The organism is Stenotrophomonas sp. 1278, from assembly GCF_029892765.1.
GTDB classification, from domain to species: Bacteria; Pseudomonadota; Gammaproteobacteria; order Xanthomonadales; family Xanthomonadaceae; genus Stenotrophomonas; species Stenotrophomonas indicatrix.
In genome coordinates this window covers 40,567-61,376 of the sequence record NZ_JARXWD010000021.1, presented here as the reverse complement: position 1 = coordinate 61,376, position 20,810 = coordinate 40,567, and the positions used below count along the sequence as shown (strand labels likewise).

Here is a 20,810-nt window from a genome sequence, read left to right as displayed (position 1 = left end):
AAAGGACCGACCATGATTGCTTCCCGTCGACCGATCCGCCTTTCCTTCACCGCCGCACGCCACCAGTCGGGCATGAGCCTGCTGGAGATCATCATCGTCATCGTGCTGATCGGCGCGGTGCTGACCCTGGTCGCCAGCCGCGTGCTCGGCGGCGCCGATCGTGGCAAGGCCAACATCGCCAAGGCGCAGGTGCAGACCGTTGCCTCCAAGGTCGACAACTACCAGATCGACACCGGCAAGCTGCCCGCCTCGCTCAACGACCTGGTGACCGCGCCGGCCGGCGTCGGTGGCTGGCTGGGCCCGTATGCCAAGCCTGCCGACCTCAACGACCCGTGGGGCCACGCGCTGGAGTACCGCGCACCGGGCGAGGGCCAGGCGTATGAACTGATCAGCCTGGGCAAGGACGGCAAGGCCGGCGGCAGCAGCGTCGACGCTGACATCCGCTACCAGCCGTAAGCACGCATGCTGCTTTTCCTGCCGCGCCGGGTGTCACGCCCGCGCCTGCACGGCAGGCGCGCGGCGGGCCTGTCGCTGCTGGAAATGCTGCTGGTGATCGCGTTGATTGCGGCCATCGGCCTGATCACCGCCGCTGGCATGTCGCGCGGCTTTGCCGGCATGCAGCTGCGCAGTGCCGGCAAGGACATCGCCAACCAGCTGCGCATGGTGCGCGCGCAGGCCATTGCCCGCGGCGAACCGCAGCGCTTCGTGATCGAACCGGCGCAGCATCGTTGGCAGGGCGCCAGCCAGCGCCACGGTGAAGTGCCGGCCAAGCTGAAGGTGCAGTTCGAAGGTGCCGCGCAGTTGGCCACCGCGCCTGGCCAGGGCGTGATCGAATTCCATCCCGACGGCGGCTCCAGTGGCGGCCGCATCCGCCTGCAGCTGGAGAGCGCGGAGTGGCGCATCGATGTGGGCTGGTTGACCGGTGAAGTCCGTTCCGGACCGTGGCGGGCGCAATGAGGTCGCGCGCCCGTGGTTTCACCCTGCTGGAAGTGATCGTTGCCTTCGCCTTGCTCGGGTTGGCGCTGACGCTGTTGCTGGGCAGCCTGTCCGGCGGCGCGCGGCAGGTGCGCGACGCCGAGCTGCGCACGCGCGCGGTGCTGCACGCGCAGTCGTTGCTGGCCGCCGCCGGGGTGGAAGCACCGCTGCAGGCCGGCAGCCAGCAGGGCGAGTGGGAGCAGGGGCGTTATCACTGGCAGCTGCAGGTGCAGCCCTGGGCCGAGCCGCGCAGTGGTGCGCTGCCCGCTGCGCAGTCGCCGGGCGCACCCTGGCTGGCGGAACTGCAGCTGCAGGTGCGTTGGGGCGACAGTGAACGCGAGCAGTTGCGCTGGCGCAGCCTGCGTCTGTTGCCGCCCGCGCTGGAGAATGCGCGATGAGGCGCCGCGCACGCGGCTTCACCCTGGTCGAAGTGATGCTGGCCACGGTGCTGCTGGCAGGCGGCCTGGCGCTGGCGTTCGCCAGCGTGCGCTCGGCGATGGCGATCAGCCAGCGCGGCGAGCAGATTGCCGCGCACAGCGAACGCATGCGCGCAGTGCAGGCCCTGCTGCGGCGGCAGCTCGCCAGTGCCCTGCGCAGCCCGCTGGAAGTGCCCGATCCCACCCGCGAACCGGTGTTCTTCCAGGGTGACGATCAGGGCATGCAGTTCGCTGCCGACCTGCCGGGCTATCTCGGTCGTGGCGGCCCTTACCTGCATGCGCTGCAGGTGGATGGCGCAGCCGGGCACCGCCGCTTGCTGCTGGGGCTGGTGCTGCTGCAGGAAGGCGAGCGCATCGAAGAGAACCCGCCGCGCCCGCCCGAAGTGCTAGCGGAGGAGTTGAAGGACGTAAGGCTGCGCTACCGCGGTGTCGACGCCAGCAACGGGCAGCTGACCGAATGGTTGCCACGCTGGGAGGACACCCGGCGCCTGCCATTGCTGGTGGAAGTGCAGATCGTGCCGGCCAGGGGCACGCCGTGGCCGCCGCTGGTGGTGTCACTGCGGGCCGGTGGCAGCGGAGGTGCGCGATGAAGCGTCCACGTGGTGCCGCGCTGGTCCTGGTGCTGTGGTTGATCGCGCTGATGACCGCGCTGGTCGGCGCCTTTGCGCTCAGCGCACGGGTCGAACACCTGCAGCAGCGGGTGCTCGGTGACGACGCACGCGGCCAGGAGCGCGCCCGCGCCGGCCTGGAATACGCGTTGCTGCGGCTGCAGCCGGACCCGCAGCGTCCGCCGTGGCAGGCTGATGGCCGCGCCTATCGCTGGCAGTTCGACGACGCCCGCATCGAGATCCGGGTGCTGGACGAGAACGGCAAGATCAACCTCAACCTGGCCGATACGGCCCTGCTGTCCGCATTCATGCAGGCACTGGGCGAGCCGGCAGAAAGCGCCAGGCAGCTGGCCGGTGCGATCATCGACTGGCGCGACGAAGACAGCCTGCTGCAGCCCGGTGGTGGTGCCGAGGCGCCGGAGTACGCCGCCGCAGGCCTGCCCTATGGCCCGCGCAACAAGCGCTTTGAAACCCTGGGCGAACTGCAGCGGGTGCTGGGGATGCGCGGGTCGCTGTATACCGCGATGCTGCCGCACCTGACGCTCTACAGCAGGCAGGCGCGCCCGGATCCACGTTTCGCCAGTGGGCCGGTGTTGACGGCATTGGGCCTGGATGCGGAACAACTGCTGGCGCAACGCGCCCAGCAGGAGCGTGACGGAGATAACGCTGCGGGTGCATCGGCGCTTGCCAGCGGCAGTGGCACCTATAGTATCGAGTCCCGCGCCACTGACGGCAGCGGACGCCTGTCGGTGCTGCAGGCGGTGGTGCGCAACGGATCGGGCGGGGTGCCCGGCCGGACCTACACAGTGCTTCGCTGGGAGCAGGGAATGGCAGCAAGATGACGGCGTGGCAGGACAGTCTGCGGCAGGTGCAGGGCCAGATCGGCCCCGGTGCCGGCCGTTTCCTGCGCTGGTGGCGGCAGTCGTTGCTGGCCTGGGTGCCGATGCGTTGGCAATGGGCGCTGGGCTGGTCGCAGACCCGCCTGCTGCTGCAGTGCGAGGACGGGCAACTACAGGTCTGGCGTGAAACCGGCGATGGTCTCGAGCCCGTGGCCCGCCTGCCGTGGCCGCTGCAACCGGCGGACCTGGACCGCGTGCTGGAGCCGCGCCTGCGCAGCCTGCCACGGGTGTGGCTGCTGCCGGCCGGGCAGGTCCTGCGGCGCAATCTGCGTCTGCCTGCCGCAGCCGCTGACCGCCTGCGTGCGGTGGTCGGCTACGAGATCGACCGGCAGACACCGTTCGAAGCCAGCCAGGTCAGCTATGACATCCGTGAGCTGGGCAGTGCCGGCGAAGGCCTGCTGCAGGTGGAGCTGGTGGCCTGGCCGCTGCGCCAGCTGGATGACTGGCGCGCGCAGATCGGAGCGTGGGCCGACGTGCTGGCCGGTGTCGATGCGATCGATGCCCAGGGCCGCGCGCTGCAGGTCAACCTGCTGCCGCCCGCGCAGCGTCAGCAGCGACCGGACCCGATGCGGCGCTGGAACCTGCTGCTTGCCATGGCTGCGCTGGTGATGCTGGTGCTGGCGGCGATGCAGTTGCTGGACAACCGTCGTGACGCCGTCGATGCGCTGCGCGCAGACGTCGAGCGCAGCGCCCGCAGTGCGCGTGGCGTGGCCAGCGAACGCAGCCAGCTGCAGGCGCTGCTGGATGGAGCGGCGTTCCTGGAAACACAGCGCAACCAGCGCGCCAGTACCGTCGAAGTCTGGAACGAGCTGACCCGACGCCTGCCCGATGGCACCTACCTGGAAAAACTGGCGATCGAGAACAACAGCCTGCAGTTGATCGGCCTCAGCAGCGAAGCATCGCAGCTGGTCACGCTGCTGCAGGACGCGCCGCAGTGGCGCAAGGTCAACCTTACCGGCGTGCTGCAGGCTGACGGTGCCGCCAGTGGCCGCGACCGCTTCACCCTGACCGCCGAGCTGCAGCCATTGCCTTCGGCGGCAGCGGCGCCGGCACCCGCCCCGACTGCAACCACGGAGGCGGCCAATGCCGATGCCAAGCGCACGCCGTGACCGCTGGCTGGCACTGGCACTGCTGTTGGCAGTGCTGGGCCTGGCCTACCTGCTGCTGGTGCACCCGTGGTTCACCCAGCCGCTGCGCGCCATCGATGCCGATGCCGCCGCCCTGCGCGAGCGCCAGCAGCGCGTGCAGGCGCAGCTGCAGCAGCAGCCGCAGATCGAACAGCGGCTGCGCGCAACCCGCGACGCCCTGCAGCAGCGCCCGGGGTTCCTGCAGGAAGCCACCGCCGAGGCCGCCGCAGCCGCGCTCGGCGCACGCCTGCAGGATGCAGTGGCGATGGCCAGCCCGGGCAACCGCAGCTGCACCATCAGCAACCGCACGCCGTTGAGCGACAACCGTCGCGATGCTGCGTTCGTGCGCGTGGCCATGCAGGTGCGCCTGCGCTGTGGCGTGGCCGAACTGGCCACCGTGCTGCACAGCCTGGAGACCGGCAGCCCGCGCCTGTTCGTGGACAACCTCAACCTGATCGCACAGCGTTTCCAGCAATCGCCCAACGAATCCGGGCTCGGCCTGGATGTGTCCTTCGAGCTGGCCGGCTACCTGCTGCCGGCGGCTGCTGCCGATCCCTCGACAGCGCCTGCGGCCACTCCGCCTGCAGCAGCGCCGGTGGCGTCGCCGCCGGCACCTGTGCCGTCACCGGCGGAGCAGCCTGCCACCGATGCGCAGGAGGTGGCCGATGAAGCTTGAGCAGATCAGCCTGCGCACCGGGCTGTTGCTGGCGCTGGCCGGATGGGCCGCAGCGATCTGGCTGGCCACCGGCTTCGGTCTTGGCAGCCAGCTGCCCACGGTCAGTGCGGAGGGCGACGCGCAGTCCGCGCTGCCGGCGCTGCCCGTGCTGGCGCCCGAACGCATGGCCGGTGCAGACAGCTACAGCGTGATCAGCGAACGGCCCCTGTTCGCCGAGGACCGCAAGCCACGCCCGTATCTGCTGGGGGGCAGTGAAGCCGCCGCCAGTCCGGCACTGCGCCTGACCGGCGTGCTGATGACCGGCGACTTCAGCATGGCCACCTTCACCACCGAGCAGGGCCGGTCGCTGCGCCTGCGCCTCAACGGCGATGCAGTCGATGGCTGGCAGCTGGTGGCATTGGAACCGCGCCAGGCCACGGTGATCGGCTCCAGTGGCAGCCAGGTGCTGGAACTGGCCGTGTTCAATGGCCAGGGCGGTGAAGCGCCGACCGCGCTGCGCGGAGCCACTGGCACACCGCCTGTGCCTGGCGCGGTGGTTCCGCCGCCGCCACCGCAGCCAACGCCCAGCCAGACGCTGCCCACCCCCCGTGCCGCCGATGGCAACGTGGGTCCCGCCTCGCCTGCACCGGCCGCGGCCGCCGCACCCCCTGCAAACACCAACGGTCCCAGCGAAGCGCAGATGCAGGCCATCCGCGAACGCATCCAGGCCCGCCGCCGTCAGCTGCAGCAACAGCAGCAACAACCGTCGCCGCCCCCGGGCGATGGCACCAACCGATAGAGTGAATGCATGAATCTGCGTTTTCTTCCCTGGTCCTTCGCCCTGACGCTGCTGGTCGGCTGCAGCACCGTGTCGGCCCCGCATGTGCAACGCAACGGCAACCTGCAGCCCTCGGCCAGTGCCGGCCAGGCTGCCGTCGATGCGCAGACCGAAGCGGCCGATCAAGCCCAGGGGGCGCCGCAGGCGGTGATCCGCCGTGGCACCGGCACCATGATCAACCGCGAAGCCGCGCGCAAGCCGTCGCCCGCGCTGCATGCGGCCAGCTCCGGTGAGGCGACCTTCAACTTTGAAGGCGAGTCGGTGCACGCGGTGGTCAAGGCCATCCTCGGGGACATGCTCGGCCAGAACTACGTGATCGCCCCGGGGGTGCAGGGCACGGTGACGCTGGCCACGCCCAAGCCGGTATCGCCGGCACAGGCACTGAACCTGCTGGAGATGGTGCTGGGCTGGAACAACGCCCGCATGGTCTACAGCGGTGGCCGCTACAACATCGTCGCCGCCGACCAGGCACTGGCCGGCACCGTGGCGCCGAGCACCGCGCCGGCCTCCAGCGCACGCGGTTTTGAAGTGCGCGTGGTGCCGCTGCAGTTCATTTCCGCCACCGAGATGAAGAAGGTGCTGGAGCCCTATGCGCGGCCCAATGCCATCGTCAACGTCGACAGCGGCCGCAACGTGATCACCCTCGGCGGTACGCGTGCGGAACTGGAGAACTACCTGCATACCGTCGAGATCTTCGACGTCGACTGGCTTTCGGGCATGTCGGTGGGTGTATTCCCGATCCAGTCCGGCAAGGCCGAGCAGGTCGCGGCGGATCTGGAGAAGGTCTTCGGCGAAGAGAGCAAGACGCCCAGCGCCGGCATGTTCCGTTTCCTGCCGCTGGAAAACGCCAATGCAGTGCTGGTGATCACCCCGCAGGTGCGCTACCTGGACCAGATCCAGCAGTGGCTGGACCGCATCGATACCGCCGGCGGCAGCGCGCGCCTGTTCTCGCATGAACTGCGATACATCAAGGCACGCGACCTGGCCGAACGCCTCAGCGAAGCCTTTGCCAGCAGCGGCAACCGCGGCGGCTCCGGCTCGGCATCGCTGGCGCCGGGTGCCATTCCGTCGCAGCTGGGCAGCGAGGGCGACCGCGGTATGGACGCGGGCAACAGCAGCAGTTTCAACAACCAGGTCGGTGGCGGCAGCAGCAGTGGTAGTGGCAGCAGCGCCGGCAGCCTGAACCTGCCGCAGCGCCAGTCGGGCAACGTCAGCATCAGCCTGGAAGTGGAAGGCGATCGTGTCGGCGTGTCGGCGGTGGAGGAAACCAACACGCTGCTGGTGCGTTCGACACCGCAGGCCTGGCGCTCGATCCGCGAGGTGATCGAAAAGCTGGACGTGATGCCGCTGCAGGTACACATCGAAGCGCAGGTGGCCGAAGTCGGGCTGACCGGCGACCTGAAGTACGGCGTCAACTGGTTCTTCGACAATGCCGTGGCGGGGCGCGCGCTGACCGGCGCGCTGTCCGGGTTGACCCTGCCAGCAGCGGCCGGCGGCTCCTGGAACACCTTCGCCGGTGCGGTGACCGGTACCGATGGCGCCGGCTGGGCGTTCACCGGGCACAACGGTGCAGCCGTGGTCAGTGCGCTGGACAAGGTCACCGACGTGCGCCTGCTGCAGACGCCTTCGGTGTTCGTGCGCAACAACGCCGAAGCCACCCTCAACGTAGGCGACAAGGTGCCGATCAACACCACCACGGTCAACACCGGCATCGGCACCAGCAGCTACAGCTCGGTGCAGTACATCGACACCGGCGTGATCCTCAAGGTGCGCCCGCGCGTCACCCGCGACGGCACGGTGTTCCTGGATATCGTGCAGGAGATCAGCAGCGCATCGGACGTGCCGGAGAACTGCAATCCGCAGGAGCGCAACTGCAATCCGCGCATCTCCACCAAGAAGCTGGCCACCGAGGCGGCGGTGCAGAGTGGTGACACCATCATGCTGGCCGGCCTGATCACCGATTCGGCCACCGATGGCAGCAGCGGCATTCCCGGCCTGAGCCGGATTCCGGTACTGGGCGCGCTGTTCGGCCAGAAGAGCCGCACCAGCCGTCGTTCGGAAGTGATCGTGCTGCTGACCCCGACCATCGTCCGCAACGGCCAGGAGGCCCGCACCCTGACCGACGAGTACAGCCAGCGCTTCCGCGCGATGGAGCCGCTGAACCAGCCGCGCGCAAAGAAGTAAGGGGGGGCGGCAGGGCTGCACCCTGCACCTGCCGAATCAACAGCAACAGCAACAGCGGGTATTCCGTGGGATGGCGGGGCGGTGTCGGATTGCGGGGACGCCGCAAGTACGTCCCTGTAGGCTTGGCAGCCGCATCCATGCGGCTGGCACCCCACAATCCGACACCGCCCCGCCTTCGACAGTTTCCCGGCGGCCAGTAGATCCACGCCATGCGTGGATGAATCTCTGTCAGATTTCGAAGAATGGGGTCAGATCGGTTTTCCAAGGGGAAACGGATCTGACCCCATTCTTTTCGTTCCCGATACCTGCATGTGCCGGCCAGCGGCCGGCACTACCAGGAACAGGCCAGACAGGTCGCGGAAATCTGTCGAAGGCGGGGTGGGTCCGGTGGCGGGGGTGTCCGCGGCATGGATGCCGCGGCCAAGCCTCCAGGGATGGATTCACGGCGTCCTCCGCCACCGGACCCACCCCGCCATTCCCAGGAAGTCAGCTTTTGCCGTTGCCGTTGCTGTTGCTGCGGCCTCTGCGGGTGCCGGGTGCAACCCGGCCGACACCCACCCGATGCTACGCTGTGGCCACCGACAACCACGGAGGCGGGATGGGGGCGATCGTGTTGTTGCCGCTGGGCGTGGACGACGCGGTACTTGACCGCTGCCTGGCCGCGCTTGATGCCGGTACCGCAGCGGGAACATCGATCTGGCTGGCCGATGACGCACAGGCCGGGCCACGTGCACAGGCGGTGGTCGAACACTGGCTGGCACATACGCCGTTGCAGGCCGAATACACCCGCCGCGCGCGGCCGCTGGGCGAGGTTGCCCACCTGGACGAAATGCTGCGTGCCTGCGATGGCCTGGACGTGGCGGTGCTGGCCCCGGACAGCGTGCCCGCACCGGGATGGCTGCAGCAGCTGCAGGCCACGTTTGCACGCGACGCGGCCATTGCCACGGCCACGCCGTGGTGCAACGTGGGCGAAACCGCGGCGTGGCCGCGCTTGGGTGAGCTCAACCCCGAACCGGGCGACCCGGCGCTGTTGGCACATGTCTGCGCCGCACTGCCGAGCCTGCATCCTGAACTCCCTTCGGCGGTCACCCACGCCGTGCTGGTGCGCGCCAATGCTCGGCGGCGCGCCGGCGGCCTGGATGCAGAAAGCTACCTGGGCTGGAACGCGGCGCTGGTCGATCTGAGCCTGCGCATGGCTGGTCTCGGTTGGCGCAACGTGTTGTGCGAAAACGCCTTCGTCAGCCGTGCCAGTGAAGCACCCAGCCGCGACGGCGATCTGGAAGCACTGGCCGCGCGCTGGCCGGGCTGGGTACCGCGGCTGGCTGACTTCCTGATGCACGACCCGCTGCACACGCTGCGCCAGGACCTGCAGCACGGCCTGCAGCAGGCGATAATGCCGCGCGGGCAGGGCGACCTGTTCGTCCCGCCATCACCGTTGGAGCCGCCTGTTTGAATTCCGCCATTGCCGCCATCGTCGTCACCTACCAGAGCGGCAGCACCATTGATGCGTGCCTGTCGCGGCTGCGCCAGGCGCAGGACGTGGCCGAGATCCGGGTGGTCGACAATGGATCGCTGGATGACACCCTGGAAGTCGTGCAGCGCCACGCCAGCCATGATCCGCGTGTACGTTTCATCGCCAACCCGGACAATCCCGGTTTTGCCGCAGCCAACAACCAGGGCGTTGCCGATTCACGCAGCCCGTGGCTGGCCTTCATCAACCCCGACCTGATGGTCGAAGTCGATACGCTGGCAGCCCTGCGTGACCGCGCCAATGCGGTGGGCGACAGTCTGCTGGGGGTGGAGCAGGTGGACGAACAGGGCCTGGCCGATGACGCGGTACGGCGCCGTGATCCGGACTTCCTTGCCATGCTGCGCTCGCCCGGTCGTGGCGCGCGGTTGGCCATTGCCCGCGACCCGGCGCAGCCGTTGCAGCAGGTGCCGGCGTTGTCCGGTGCGCTGCTGCTGATGCCCCGCGCCCTGTTTGATCGCATCGGCGGCTGGGATGCCGGCTACCGGCTGCACGCCGAAGACCTCGACCTGTGCCGCCGCGTGCGTGAGGCCGGTGGCGTGGTTGCCATCGCCAACGACCTGAAGGTGACCCACGTGCGCGGGGTGTCCAGCCGCTCGCGCCCGTTCTTCGTTGAATGGCACAAGCATCGCGGGCTATGGCGCTATTTCAGCAAGTTCGAAGCGCCGCAGCGGTCGTTGCCGGTGCGGGTGGCGGTGTGGGGGGCGATCTGGGCCCATGCACTGGTGCAGGTGCCGAGGTTGCTGCGCAGGTCGCTGTAGCGCGCTGCCACAGGATCATCCACGCATGGCGTGGATCGACTGCAGAGCGCGTGAGGGCGCCACCTCCACGACGGACCCCGGTTCACCCGAACGGGCGCATAATTCCCCCATGCCTATCATCCAGTCCCTGCTCGACACCGACCTGTACAAGTTCACCATGATGCAGGCGGTGCTGCACCAGCACCCCGGCGCGCAGGTTCAATACCGTTTCAAATGCCGCACCCCCGGTATCGAGCTGGCCCGCTACATCGACCAGATCGATGAGGAGATCGACCACCTGTGCAGCCTGCGCTTCAGCAATGAAGAGCTGGATTACATGCGTGGCCTGCGCTTTGTGAAGCCCGATTTCGCCGACTTCCTCGGCCTGTTCCACCTGGACCGCAAATACATCCAGCTGCGCGCGTCGAAGACGGTGCCCGGCGAGATCGAACTGGACATCACCGGTCCGTGGCTGCATACGATCCTGTTCGAAGTGCCGCTGCTGGCGATCATCAACGAAGTCTGGTTCCGCAACACCACCACGGCGGATTTCGCCGAAGGCGAACGCCGCCTGCAGGCCAAGGCCGCGCTGCTGCGCGATACCCCTGGCTTCGAGCAGTGCCGCATCGCCGACTATGGCAGCCGCCGCCGCTACTCGCGCGATTGGCATGCCCGCCTGCTGCCGCTGCTGCGCGATGCGCTGGGCCCGCAGCTGGTCGGCACCAGCAACGTGCACTTCGCGCGCCTGTACGGCATGACGCCGCACGGCACCATGGCCCACGAGTACCTGCAGGCGTTCCAGGCACTGGGCCCGCGCCTGCGCGATTCGCAGGTGGCGGCGCTGGAGTCGTGGGCGCGCGAGTACCGCGGAGACCTTGGCATCGCCCTGTCCGACGTGGTCGGGCTGGATGCGTTCCTGCGCGACTTCGACATGTATTTCTGCAAGCTGTTCGACGGCGTGCGCCATGATTCCGGCGACCCGTTCGACTGGGGCGACCGCATGCTGGCCCACTTCCAGCTGCGCCGCGTCGACCCGCGCAGCAAAGTACTGGTGTTCAGCGATGGGCTCGACATCACCAAGGTGATGCGCCTGTACGACTACTTCCGTGGCCGCTGCCAGGTGGCGTTCGGCGTGGGCACCCACCTGACCAACGATCTGGGGCCGACCCCGCTGAACATCGTCATCAAGATGGTCCGCTGCAACGGCCAGCCGGTGGCCAAGCTCAGTGACTCGCCGGGCAAGAGCATGTGCGACGACCCGGGCTACCTGTCCTACCTGCGCCAGGTGTTCGAATTGCCGGATCCGGCCCAGGCCTGATCGCGGTCGGTCCGGGGCCGCACCGCGGCCCGTGGCTGCCTGCATGTGGTGCTTGCCGCACATCGCGGGTGGCAGTAATTGACCGTGCCTTGATGCCGCAAGCATCAGGATCGACGGTATGATGCGCCCACAACCACACGAATGTGACGTGCGTCATCAAATGAGTTTCCTTCGCTGCAGTATCCACCCTGCAAGTCTGCCAATGGACCCACCGATGGCCGCTGAAAGGAACAACGCGTGACGGCGCCTCATCTTGCCATTGCCGGCATGCCGGCCGAATTCGTCGAAATGCGCGGTGGCAGCGTGTACTGGGTCGTTGCTGCTGGCAGCGCGCCGGCCGATCTGCTCGGCGCCAGTGCGTTGATCGGCGCGGGCGATCTTGATGACGTAGTGCTGGCAACGCTGGGGCGCGGCGTCGAGCCGATGTTGTCTCTGCTGACGCCCGAACAAGGTCCTGCACGGGTGCACATGTTCCAGTGCTCGCACCAGGGCATGCAGTTGGCCCTGCGCGGCCTTGCCGAGGACTTGCCTCGCGCTTCAGGCGCCACAACGCGCATGTGCATCGTGCAGTTCCCCGTGGCTGCACTGGACGGTTGGGACGACGCGCGTTTGTCGCGCTGGTGCCAGCGCCTGCAGCAGTGGGCGCAGAACGCCGCGCAGGTCTTGTTGCTGCTCTGCCATGGCGAGGTGGCCACGCTCGCTCCGCGTCTGTTGCCCTTGAACCGGAGCTGCGCCGGTGTCGCCCAGTTGCATCCGCACCGTGGTGCACTGCAGCTGTTGCTGCATTACTGGACCAACAGCCACGGCGTCGTCGCACAACGTGCCTTCACCGTTGAACAAGTCGAGCAGCGTCTGCAGCGCTTGGTCGACCCCGAGGTTGAAGCGCCGTCAGTGGCGGGCGAGGGCGGCAGCGACCGCGACCTGTTCCTGGCCCAGGCCGATGTACTGGAAGGTGCCCCGCCGTTGTCGTCGGCCTGGCGCCTGTATGAAGGCTGGGCTGGCCTGATGCCTGCCGCGCTGCAGGCACGCGAAGCCACGGTGGTGGTCGCCATCAGCGAAAACGCACAGGTCGACGCCCTGGCGCGATTGCTGCATCGCCTGCGGCGTGAGCGCGGCGATGCTGTGAAGCTGGTGGTACGTGAACTGCAACCTTGCCTGCGCTACGCCGATGAGCGGCTGTTGCTGCAGTGCGGCGGCAGCCTCGTGGTGCCTGCCCACACCCCTTTGCCGCGCCTGTTGACCCTGCTCGATACCGTGCAGCGGCAGCGTTGGCAGGGCCAGTTGGCTGACGATCCGGAACCGTTGATCCGTGCGCACCGGCCGCCGTCGATCAGTGGCCAGGTCAGTGCGTCGCGCTTCCGCCAGATCGCCAGTGAACGCATCGACCAGGACGGCAGCGCCGTGGAGAGTGCAGTGCTGGCATTGCAGCCGGTGGCTGGCCTGCGTGCCGAGCAGACGCTGCAGCAGCTGCGCATCCGCCGCCAGGGCGACCTGGCCTGCGTGTACCGCGGGCAGGTGCGCCTGTTCCTGTTCGGCTGTCGCCGCGATGCCATCGAACAGGCGCTGGGCAACCTGTTCCGGCTGCCCTGGCGCGAGCTGTTCGACGGTTACCAGCGGCTTGCCGAATACGATATCGCGGCGATGAACGCCAGCGGCAGCGATCCGGAGACGGAGCTGCTGCCGCAGCCTGCGGAACCCGCGCCGGTCGCAGTTGCGACGGTTGTAGCAGTGCCATTTGCAACGCCAACACCGTTGCGGCTGGGAGACGACACATGACCACCGACCAGCAGCTGTGGACGTTGATCGTCGCCTGCGCGGTATTGATGATTCCGTTCGGCGCGATGCTGGGCGTGCTGTGGCGAGGCCTGCGCCGACGCGTCGGCGGGTGGTTGCCGCCACGTCACCTGCGCCGGGCGGGCGTGCGCCAGCGCGCACCGCGGAGGCCGGCATGAGTCCGCAGGCATTGCCCGCATCGCCGTTCGCCTGGGCCGACCTGCGCGGCTGGAACCTGTACTTCCTGTCCAAGGTGGTGCTGGCCTGGATGGGTGCGCTGGACCTGAAGATCCTGCCCAACCTGCTGTTCCTCGGCGCGCTGCTGGTGCCGCTGCGCTGGCGCTGGGCGCGTATCGCGCGGACGGTGGTGGCTGTCCCCGTTGGCGTGGCGCTGTATTACCAGGACACCTGGTGGCCGCCGTTCCAGCGATTGCTGGCGCAGCCGGGCGTGCTCGACTTTTCTGCCGACTATTGGCTGGAACTGGCCCAGCGCTTCATCAACTGGCAGATGGTGGCGGTGCTGACCCTGCTGCTGGTGGCCTATTACCTGCTGAAACCGTGGCTGCGCATCACCACCCTCAGCGTGCTGGGCATGCTCGGCATGGCGGTGGTTGCGCTGCCGCTGCCGGCAGACCTGGTCGCGCGACAGGGCCAGGCCGTGGCCGCCACCGGCAATACGGGCTCCGGTCGTGCGCCGCTGGCACCTGCCAGCAACGACAACCTCAACGCCTGGCTGGCAAGCTTCTACCAGCAGCAGTCAAGTTTGAAGACGGCCTTCCCGGCGCCGGCAAGCGGCGCGCCCTTCGACGTCATCATCCTCAACATCTGCTCGCTGGCCTGGAGCGACCTGGACGAAGTGGGGCTGCGCCAGAACAACCTGCTCGACCGCATGGACGTGGTCTTCGACGATTTCAATTCGGCAACCGCCTACAGCGGGCCGGCGGCCATCCGCCTGCTGCGCGCCAGCTGCGGGCAGACTTCGCACACCGCGCTGTTCGACCCGGTACCGGCCGAGTGCCAGCTGTTCTCCAACCTGCAGCGCCTCGGTTTCCAGAGCGAGCTGGCCATGAATCATGATGGCCATTTCGACGATTTCATCGGCGAGCTCTCCAAGTACGGCGGCCTGCAGGCCAAACCGATGGACATCAATCCACTGCCGCGCGCGCTGGTGGCGTTCGACAAGTCACCGTTGCGTCGCGATGGCGACGTGCTGAACAGCTGGTTCAAGCAACGCCAGGCCGAATCCACCCAGCAGGTCGCGCTGTTCTACAACACGATCTCGCTGCACGACGGCAACCGCATCGTCGGCGCCGATGGTCGTGCCAACGCTGCCGACTACAAGGCGCGTGCGCAGATGGTGCTCGGTGACATGGCCGGCTTCGTCGACGCGGTGGAGAAGAGTGGGCGCCGCGCCATGATCGTGGTGGTACCCGAACACGGTGCCGCACTGCACGGCGATCGCATGCAGATCCCGGGCATGCGTGAAATTCCCAGCCCGTCGATCACCCACGTGCCGGTAGGCGTGAAGCTGGTCGGTATGGGGGCACCTGCTGCCGGCGGCCCGCGCCACATTCCCGAACCGAGCAGCTACCTGGCCATCTCCGAGCTGGTGGCACGGGTCTACGCGCTCAACGCGCAGTCGCCGCCGGCCGACCGTGACTGGGACAGCCTGCTGAAGGGGTTGCCGCGAACGCCATCGGTTTCCGAGAACGAAGGCGCCAAGGTCATCGACTACGACGGCAAGCCGTGGCTGCAGCTGCAGGGCAGCCAGACCTGGAGCCCTTACCCCGAGGACAAACGCTGATGGCTGCCGACATTCTTGCGGTGCCCACCACCCTGTCGGTCGAGGAAGACGACATCGACCTGCTGCGGCGCAGCCTGAACATGCCGGAGATGCCCTACGTGGACTTTTCGGCGCAGCGCGAGCGCGAGCAGGCGCTGGCGCGCTGGCCGCTGCTGGCGGAACTGGAGCAGCAGCGATGAACACGCTGTTGTCCCTGCAGGGCGTGCATGGCGGCACCGGGGTAACCACCGTGCTGGCAGCGCTGGGCCAGGCCCTGCATGCGCAGGGCCAGCGCGTGCTGCTGGTCGAATGCAGCCCGGACCAGATGCTTGGCCTGCACCTGGGCCTGCCCGCAAAGGAAGCGGGTGGCTGGGCGCGTGCCCAGCTTGACGGAGGCGACTGGCGCGCGGCGGCCTTCGCCTGCGCGCCTGGCTTGGCCGTGCTTCCCTATGGCCGCGTCGATGACGCTGAGGCACTGCAGGTAGAGCAGTGGCTGCAGGCGGCGCCGGCTACCTGGGCCGATCGCATGCCGCTGTTGGTGCCGCAGTTCGACTGGGTGATGTTCGACCTGCCACAGCGGCTGCCTGCACACGTGGCCGCGATCAACCAGCATGCCGCTTGCACCTTGCCGCTCCGCCTGGCCTGTGTCGATCCGGCCAACCATGTGGCGCTGCAACGGCACAGTGCCGACGCGCGCCGTGTGCTGGCCAATCGCTACGATCCTGCTGTGCCGGTACAGCGCGACCTGATGCAGTTGTGGCTGCACTCGCATGCTGCGCGCCTGTTGCCGCAACCGCTGCATGAGGATGCGCGGGTACCGGCGGCGTTGGCCAGCAAGCAGCCGTTGGGCCGCTACGCGGCCGATTCGCTGGCCGCGGCTGATATCGATGGCCTCGCGCTGTGGTGCCTGGCCGAGTCTGCCCGGCGGCAGGCGGAGGGCGCGCACGGATGAGCGCGCGGGTGTACTACCTGCATTGGAGCCGCCTGCGTGATCGGGTACATGCGCCGTGGGCGACTTGCCTGGTGCTGTGGCTGCTGCAGGCCATCGGCTGGGCGTTCCTGCGCCTGGAAGCTCCGGCATGGCAGGCATTGGCGCCGCGCCTGCGCGGTGCCTTCCCGCAGTTGCAGGGTGACCGTCGCTGGCGCCCCGGCGATCCGATCCGCTTGCTGATCCAGGCGCTCTGGTTGTCGATCGTGCGCTTGGTGCCGCGCCCTTCGCAGCGCCGGCAACGCTTGGCGCGCGCGCGCCGGCAACGCATCGCCGAGCTGCGCGGTGCCGCCGGGCGTGGTCACCTGCGCTACGTGCGCGCAATGCGCGATGCACCCAACGAGGTCTGGAACAGCCGCTTCATGGCCTGGGCAAGCCAGCGCCTGCAGGGGCTGTCGCCGCGTAGGCGCAATCTGCTGACGTTCCTGATCGGCCTGGTCACGCTGGGCCTGGCCGTGCTGTGCATCACCCAGCCGTTCACCTACTTCGCGCAGTTCGTGTTCGTGCTGCTGCTGTGGGTCATCGCCCTGCTGGTGCGGCGCATGCAGGGGCGCTACGCCACCCTGGTGCTGGTGGTGCTGTCGATCACCGTGTCCTGCCGCTACCTGTGGTGGCGCTATACGGCCACGTTGAACTGGAACAGCACCTTCGACCTGATCTGCGGGCTGGTGCTGTTGGCTGCGGAAACCTACTCGTGGCTGGTGCTGATGCTGGGGTATGTGCAGGTGGCCTGGCCGCTGCGCCGTCGCCCGGCGCCGCTGCCCGCCGATGTCCAGCAGTGGCCGACGGTGGATGTGCTCATTCCCACCTACAACGAAGACCTGGCCCTGGTGCGGCACACCGTGTACGCGGCGATGGGCCTGGACTGGCCGGCCGACAAGCTGCGCATCCACATTCTCGACGACGGCAGGCGCGAGGAGTTCCGCGCTTTCGCCGAACGTACCGGAGTGAACTACATCACCCGCACCGACAACCGACACGCCAAGGCGGGCAACCTCAATCACGCCCTGACCTTGATCGATGGCGAACTGGTGGCCATCTTCGACAGCGATCATCTGCCGGTGCGGTCGTTCCTGCAGGTCTCCTGCGGCTGGTTCCTGCGCGACCCGAAGCTGGCGCTGGTACAGACGCCGCACCACTTCTTCTCGGCCGATCCGTTCGAGCGCAACCTGCAGGTATTCCGCAGCGACCCCAACGAGGGCGAGTTGTTCTACGGTCTTGTGCAGGATGGCAACGACCTGTGGAACGCGGCCTTCTTCTGTGGCTCCTGCGCGGTGCTGCGCCGCGAGGCGATCGATGCCATTGGCGGCTTTGCCACCGAGACCGTCACCGAGGATGCGCATACTGCGCTGCGCCTGCATCGCAACGGTTGGAACTCGGCGTACCTGCGTATCCCGCAGGCGGCTGGCCTGGCCACCGACAGCCTGGGAGCGCATGTCAACCAGCGCATCCGCTGGGCGCGCGGCATGGTGCAGATCTTCCGCATCGACAATCCCCTGATCGGCAAGGGCCTGAGCCTGTTCCAGCGCTTCTGCTACGCCAACGCGATGCTGCACTTCCTCGCCGGCATTCCACGTCTGGTGTTCCTCACCGCGCCGCTGGCGTTCCTGCTGCTGCACGTCTACATCATCTATGCGCCAGCACTGGCCATCCTGTTGTTCGTGGTGCCGCACATGGCCCACGCCAGCCTTACCAACGCACGCATCCAGGGCAAGTATCGGCGGCCCTTCTGGGGCGAGGTCTACGAGACCGTGCTGGCCTGGTACATCGCACGGCCGACCACCATTGCGTTGTTCAGCCCGGGGCGCGGCAAGTTCAACGTCACCGACAAGGGCGGCACCCAGGCCGGTGACCGTTTCGACTGGCGTGTGGCACGGCCATACCTGGTGCTGGCACTGTTGAACGTGCTGGGCCTGTGCTTTGCGGTCTGGCGCTTCATGCACGGCCCGGCTGATGAACGCGGCACCGTGGTCGTCAGCTCGCTGTGGGTGCTGTACAACCTGCTGATCATCGGTGGCGCGCTGGCCGTGGCCGCCGAGGTGCAGCAGGTGCGCCGCACCCATCGCGTGACGACACGCTTGCCGATGGCCCTGCAGGTTCCCGATGGTCGCCGCCTGCGTGGCGTCATGCAGGATTACTCCAACGACGGTGTCGGCATCGAGCTGGGCGACGACCCGCAGCTGCTTGAGGGGCAACCGGTGCAGGTGCTGCTGGGCCGGGGCCGCCGCGAGTTTGCGTTCCCCGCACGGGTGCAGCGCAGCGTTGGCCATCGCCTCGGCCTGCTGTTGACGTTCGAGAATGAACGCCAGCGCGTGGAATTTGCCCAGTGCACCTTCGCCCGCGCCGATGCGTGGCTCGACTGGCACGCCGGCTACCAGCCCAAGAGCCTGCCACGCAGCCTGTGGAGCGTGCTGGTGCTGGGTTGGCGCGGTTACCGGCGGATGGGCGACTTCACTCCGTTCGACCTTGACCGTCCCGCGCACTGGAACCGTCGCCTGCTGCGCTGGCTGGCCAGTTTCGCCCCGCAACGTCCGCTTCCATCCCACCCGGCTGACCCAGCCGCTGATCCAGGGCTTCGTCCATGAGCATTCCGTCCTCTCTGCGCTGGCTGCTGCTGCCCCTGCTGGCCTTGCCTGTGGCCTCGGGCAACAGTGCGCCGGCCCCGGCACGCATGCCGACCACCGGTTCCACCCCGGACGCACCGGCTGCCCAGGTCGCCGTACCGACCCCGGTGGCGGCTGCAGCGGTTCCTGCGCAGCGCAGTGAAGCTGCACTGCCGCAGACCTGGGCAGGCAGTGCCTGGCCTTGGCAACGCGAAAGTACCTTCGCCCAGTTGGGTCGTCGCCAGGACACGCTGTTGTCGGGCGTGCGCAACGCGACCACCTTCGAATTCCAGGTGCGCCGCGACCGGCTCGCGCGCGAGGCCGAACTGGACCTGAGCTTCACACCGTCGCCGTCGCTGCTGCCGACCCTGTCGCATCTGCGGGTCTATCTCAACGATGCGTTGATGGGCGTGGTGCCGATCAGCAACGACCAGCTTGGCCGCCCGGTGCAGGCCAAGCTGCCGCTGGATGCGCGCCTGATCGCAGACTTCAACCAGGTGCGGCTGGAATTTGTCGGCCATTACACCGACATCTGCGAAGAACCCACCCACAGTTCACTGTGGGTGAACCTGTCCAGCAACAGCACACTGCGCCTGGGCGGACAGCTGCTGGCGATGCAGGATGACCTGGCCAACTTCCCGCTGCCGTTCTTCGATCCACGCGATACCGCGCGCCTAGAGCTGCCGGTGGTGTTCGGTGCCGCACCGACGTTGGCCCAGCAACGCGCCGGTGCCGTGATGGCCTCTTACTTCGGCAGCCTGGCCGGCTGGTGGCGGCAGGCGCGTTTCCCGGTCAGCTTCGGCCAACTGCCGGCGCAGGGGCATGCCGTGGTGCTGGCAGTCAATGGCAAGTTCCCGCCGGTGATCGCCAACCATGCACCGGTGAAGGGCCCGGTGGTCGAGCTGATGGCGCTGCCGGAGGATCCGCAGCGCAAGCTTCTGCTGGTGCTGGGCCGCAACGATGACGATCTGCAGAAGGCGGTGGCGGCGATGGCGGCGGGCAACGCGTTGTTCCGTGGCCGCCAGGTCAGCATCGACGAGGTCAAGCCGTTGGCCCCGCGCAAGCCGTACGATGCACCTAACTGGGTGCGCACCGACCGGGCCGTGCGCTTGGCCGAACTGCTCGACTACCCGCAGCAGCTGCATGCAAACGGCGTGTCGCCGCAGCCGATCACGGTCAACCTCAACCTGCCGCCGGATCTTTTCATCTGGCGCAACCAGGGCATTCCGCTGAACCTGCGTTACCGCTACACGCCGCCGTTCGGCAGCGATGAATCGCGATTGGGCGTAGCAATCAACGACCAGTTCATTTCCAGCTTCCCGCTGGTGCGCCGCAACGGCAAGCAGGGTCTGGAGGAAATCCGCCTGCCGGTGCTGGCCGGCGACGCCGGTGCCGACGACGGCCGCCTGCTGATTCCCTCGCTCAAGCTGGGCGACCGCAACCAGCTGCGCTTTGATTTCAACTTTGCCAGCGTGATGGGCAGTGCCCAGCGCGACCACTGCCAGACCGTGCTGCCGCCGAACCTGCAGGCGGCGATCGAAGAAGATTCGACCATCGACTTCTCCGGTTTCCACCACTACATGGGCCTGCCGGACCTGTCCGCATTCGCGCTCAGCGGTTTCCCCTTCAGCCGCATGGCCGATCTGTCCGAGACGGTGGTGCTGGTGCCGGCAACGGCGAGCGAGTCGCAGGTCAGCCTGCTGTTGAACCTGGTGGGCGGCCTGGGCGTACAGACGGGGTACCCGGCCTATGGCCTGCGCCTGTCCGACGACTGGAAGCAGGCCAGCGCACTGGATGCCGACCTGCTGATGCTGGGTGCAATGCCGGCAGAGCTGCGCGGCAGCGATCAGTTGTCGCTGCTGATCGATGACCAGCGTACGCGCCTGCTCAATGGCCAGTCACCGTCGCCGCAGCTGGCGATGGAGCAGGCCCGTCGCGGCAGCCGTGCCGGTGATCCGGCAGTTACCCAGGTGGCGGTCACCGCCGAAGCGCCCTTCGCGGCGATCATCGGCCTGCAGTCGCCGCATCACGCGCAGCGCAGCATCGTCTCGCTGGCGGCCAGCAATGCCGCCGACTACGGCCTGCTCGACGAAGCCCTCAGCGATACCGGCAAGCGCCAGGCGATCGCCGGTTCGGTGGCGATCCTGCGCAGTTCGGGCATCCACAGCCAGTTCGTCGGCGACCATTACTACGTTGGCGCGCTGCCGTGGTGGCTGCTGCTCTGGTACCACCTGGCCGACCATCCGGCACTGCTGGCGGTGCTGGCTACGGTGGTGGTGCTGATGGTGGCATTCCTGTTCTGGCGTGTGCTGCGCTGGGTGGCAGCCAAGCGGCTGGATCCGGGGCACTGATTG

The 20,810-nt window shown here is 67.9% G+C and carries 19 protein-coding genes; all 19 read left to right on the top strand.

From position 1 onward, the window contains the following. Nucleotides 1-12 precede the first annotated feature (12 nt). The 19 genes from gspG (at nucleotide 13) to bcsB (ending at nucleotide 20,807) form a co-directional block, all read left to right on the top strand. On the top strand, nucleotides 13-456 hold the full coding sequence (gene gspG / locus M2299_RS16260; RefSeq protein WP_032951922.1) for a type II secretion system major pseudopilin GspG: 444 nt from the start codon (nucleotides 13-15) through the stop codon (nucleotides 454-456). 6 nt (nucleotides 457-462) lie between these two features. Then, the gene (locus tag M2299_RS16255; RefSeq protein WP_025876706.1) at nucleotides 463-957 is read left to right on the top strand and encodes a GspH/FimT family pseudopilin; all 495 of its coding nucleotides are present in this window, start codon (nucleotides 463-465) and stop codon (nucleotides 955-957) included. Then, complete coding sequence (locus tag M2299_RS16250) at nucleotides 954-1,373, top strand: prepilin-type N-terminal cleavage/methylation domain-containing protein (RefSeq protein ID WP_025876704.1); 420 nt, start codon at nucleotides 954-956, stop codon at nucleotides 1,371-1,373. The genes M2299_RS16255 and M2299_RS16250 overlap by 4 nt, the downstream gene beginning before the upstream one ends. Next, on the top strand, nucleotides 1,370-2,002 hold the full coding sequence (locus M2299_RS16245) for a type II secretion system protein J (protein WP_280884690.1): 633 nt from the start codon (nucleotides 1,370-1,372) through the stop codon (nucleotides 2,000-2,002). The genes M2299_RS16250 and M2299_RS16245 overlap by 4 nt, the downstream gene beginning before the upstream one ends. Then, the gene (locus M2299_RS16240; protein ID WP_099841884.1) at nucleotides 1,999-2,862 is read left to right on the top strand and encodes a type II secretion system protein GspK; all 864 of its coding nucleotides are present in this window, start codon (nucleotides 1,999-2,001) and stop codon (nucleotides 2,860-2,862) included. Before M2299_RS16245 ends, M2299_RS16240 begins: the two co-directional genes overlap by 4 nt. Then, nucleotides 2,859-4,028, top strand: a complete 1,170-nt coding sequence (locus M2299_RS16235; protein WP_059065974.1) for a PilN domain-containing protein — start codon at nucleotides 2,859-2,861, stop codon at nucleotides 4,026-4,028. Before M2299_RS16240 ends, M2299_RS16235 begins: the two co-directional genes overlap by 4 nt. Further along, a complete protein-coding gene (gene gspM, locus M2299_RS16230) occupies nucleotides 4,009-4,722 on the top strand; it encodes a type II secretion system protein GspM (protein ID WP_263291342.1) in 714 nt (237 codons plus the stop codon). Before M2299_RS16235 ends, gspM begins: the two co-directional genes overlap by 20 nt. Beyond that, complete coding sequence (locus M2299_RS16225) at nucleotides 4,712-5,500, top strand: general secretion pathway protein GspN (protein WP_280884689.1); 789 nt, start codon at nucleotides 4,712-4,714, stop codon at nucleotides 5,498-5,500. The genes gspM and M2299_RS16225 overlap by 11 nt, the downstream gene beginning before the upstream one ends. Before the next feature lie 9 nt (nucleotides 5,501-5,509). After that, the gene (gene gspD, locus M2299_RS16220) at nucleotides 5,510-7,723 is read left to right on the top strand and encodes a type II secretion system secretin GspD (RefSeq protein ID WP_032977175.1); all 2,214 of its coding nucleotides are present in this window, start codon (nucleotides 5,510-5,512) and stop codon (nucleotides 7,721-7,723) included. A gap of 598 nt (nucleotides 7,724-8,321) precedes the next feature. Then, a complete protein-coding gene (locus M2299_RS16215; RefSeq protein ID WP_025876690.1) occupies nucleotides 8,322-9,176 on the top strand; it encodes a glycosyltransferase in 855 nt (284 codons plus the stop codon). Further along, nucleotides 9,173-10,012, top strand: coding sequence for a glycosyltransferase family 2 protein (locus M2299_RS16210; RefSeq protein ID WP_100435794.1), 840 nt, complete (start codon nucleotides 9,173-9,175; stop codon nucleotides 10,010-10,012). Before M2299_RS16215 ends, M2299_RS16210 begins: the two co-directional genes overlap by 4 nt. A 109-nt stretch (nucleotides 10,013-10,121) precedes the next feature. Then, the gene (gene pncB / locus M2299_RS16205; RefSeq protein ID WP_033830318.1) at nucleotides 10,122-11,309 is read left to right on the top strand and encodes a nicotinate phosphoribosyltransferase; all 1,188 of its coding nucleotides are present in this window, start codon (nucleotides 10,122-10,124) and stop codon (nucleotides 11,307-11,309) included. Between the two features lie 237 nt (nucleotides 11,310-11,546). After that, on the top strand, nucleotides 11,547-13,085 hold the full coding sequence (locus M2299_RS16200; protein WP_134831988.1) for a BcsE family c-di-GMP-binding protein: 1,539 nt from the start codon (nucleotides 11,547-11,549) through the stop codon (nucleotides 13,083-13,085). Further along, nucleotides 13,082-13,261, top strand: a complete 180-nt coding sequence (bcsF, locus tag M2299_RS16195) for a cellulose biosynthesis protein BcsF (protein ID WP_025876682.1) — start codon at nucleotides 13,082-13,084, stop codon at nucleotides 13,259-13,261. The genes M2299_RS16200 and bcsF overlap by 4 nt, the downstream gene beginning before the upstream one ends. Further along, nucleotides 13,258-14,886 carry a cellulose biosynthesis protein BcsG gene (gene bcsG / locus M2299_RS16190; RefSeq protein WP_280884688.1) on the top strand — a complete coding sequence of 543 codons (1,629 nt, stop codon included), beginning with the start codon at nucleotides 13,258-13,260 and terminating at the stop codon, nucleotides 14,884-14,886. The genes bcsF and bcsG overlap by 4 nt, the downstream gene beginning before the upstream one ends. Next, the gene (gene bcsR / locus M2299_RS16185) at nucleotides 14,886-15,065 is read left to right on the top strand and encodes a cellulose biosynthesis protein BcsR (protein ID WP_025876678.1); all 180 of its coding nucleotides are present in this window, start codon (nucleotides 14,886-14,888) and stop codon (nucleotides 15,063-15,065) included. The genes bcsG and bcsR overlap by 1 nt, the downstream gene beginning before the upstream one ends. Further along, nucleotides 15,062-15,817 carry a cellulose biosynthesis protein BcsQ gene (gene bcsQ, locus M2299_RS16180; protein ID WP_099841890.1) on the top strand — a complete coding sequence of 252 codons (756 nt, stop codon included), beginning with the start codon at nucleotides 15,062-15,064 and terminating at the stop codon, nucleotides 15,815-15,817. Before bcsR ends, bcsQ begins: the two co-directional genes overlap by 4 nt. Next, nucleotides 15,814-18,438, top strand: coding sequence for a UDP-forming cellulose synthase catalytic subunit (gene bcsA / locus M2299_RS16175; protein WP_099841891.1), 2,625 nt, complete (start codon nucleotides 15,814-15,816; stop codon nucleotides 18,436-18,438). The genes bcsQ and bcsA overlap by 4 nt, the downstream gene beginning before the upstream one ends. Next, nucleotides 18,435-20,807 carry a cellulose biosynthesis cyclic di-GMP-binding regulatory protein BcsB gene (gene bcsB, locus M2299_RS16170; protein ID WP_025876672.1) on the top strand — a complete coding sequence of 791 codons (2,373 nt, stop codon included), beginning with the start codon at nucleotides 18,435-18,437 and terminating at the stop codon, nucleotides 20,805-20,807. Before bcsA ends, bcsB begins: the two co-directional genes overlap by 4 nt. Nucleotides 20,808-20,810: the final 3 nt, after the last annotated feature.

Excerpts from the sequence above, each read along its gene's own strand:
- bcsB (WP_025876672.1), top strand. The coding sequence starts at position 18,435 with ATGAGCATTCCGTCCTCTCTGCGCTGGCTGCTGCTGCCCCTGCTGGCC.
- bcsR (WP_025876678.1), top strand. The coding sequence starts at position 14,886 with ATGGCTGCCGACATTCTTGCGGTGCCCACCACCCTGTCGGTCGAGGAA.
- bcsQ (WP_099841890.1), top strand. The coding sequence starts at position 15,062 with ATGAACACGCTGTTGTCCCTGCAGGGCGTGCATGGCGGCACCGGGGTA.
- gspG (WP_032951922.1), top strand. The coding sequence starts at position 13 with ATGATTGCTTCCCGTCGACCGATCCGCCTTTCCTTCACCGCCGCACGC.
- bcsA (WP_099841891.1), top strand. The coding sequence starts at position 15,814 with ATGAGCGCGCGGGTGTACTACCTGCATTGGAGCCGCCTGCGTGATCGG.
- M2299_RS16240 (WP_099841884.1), top strand. The coding sequence starts at position 1,999 with ATGAAGCGTCCACGTGGTGCCGCGCTGGTCCTGGTGCTGTGGTTGATC.
- M2299_RS16215 (WP_025876690.1), top strand. The coding sequence starts at position 8,322 with ATGGGGGCGATCGTGTTGTTGCCGCTGGGCGTGGACGACGCGGTACTT.
- bcsG (WP_280884688.1), top strand. The coding sequence starts at position 13,258 with ATGAGTCCGCAGGCATTGCCCGCATCGCCGTTCGCCTGGGCCGACCTG.
- gspM (WP_263291342.1), top strand. The coding sequence starts at position 4,009 with ATGCCAAGCGCACGCCGTGACCGCTGGCTGGCACTGGCACTGCTGTTG.
- M2299_RS16235 (WP_059065974.1), top strand. The coding sequence starts at position 2,859 with ATGACGGCGTGGCAGGACAGTCTGCGGCAGGTGCAGGGCCAGATCGGC.
- M2299_RS16225 (WP_280884689.1), top strand. The coding sequence starts at position 4,712 with ATGAAGCTTGAGCAGATCAGCCTGCGCACCGGGCTGTTGCTGGCGCTG.
- gspD (WP_032977175.1), top strand. The coding sequence starts at position 5,510 with ATGAATCTGCGTTTTCTTCCCTGGTCCTTCGCCCTGACGCTGCTGGTC.
- bcsF (WP_025876682.1), top strand. The coding sequence starts at position 13,082 with ATGACCACCGACCAGCAGCTGTGGACGTTGATCGTCGCCTGCGCGGTA.
- pncB (WP_033830318.1), top strand. The coding sequence starts at position 10,122 with ATGCCTATCATCCAGTCCCTGCTCGACACCGACCTGTACAAGTTCACC.
- M2299_RS16250 (WP_025876704.1), top strand. The coding sequence starts at position 954 with ATGAGGTCGCGCGCCCGTGGTTTCACCCTGCTGGAAGTGATCGTTGCC.
- M2299_RS16255 (WP_025876706.1), top strand. The coding sequence starts at position 463 with ATGCTGCTTTTCCTGCCGCGCCGGGTGTCACGCCCGCGCCTGCACGGC.
- M2299_RS16245 (WP_280884690.1), top strand. The coding sequence starts at position 1,370 with ATGAGGCGCCGCGCACGCGGCTTCACCCTGGTCGAAGTGATGCTGGCC.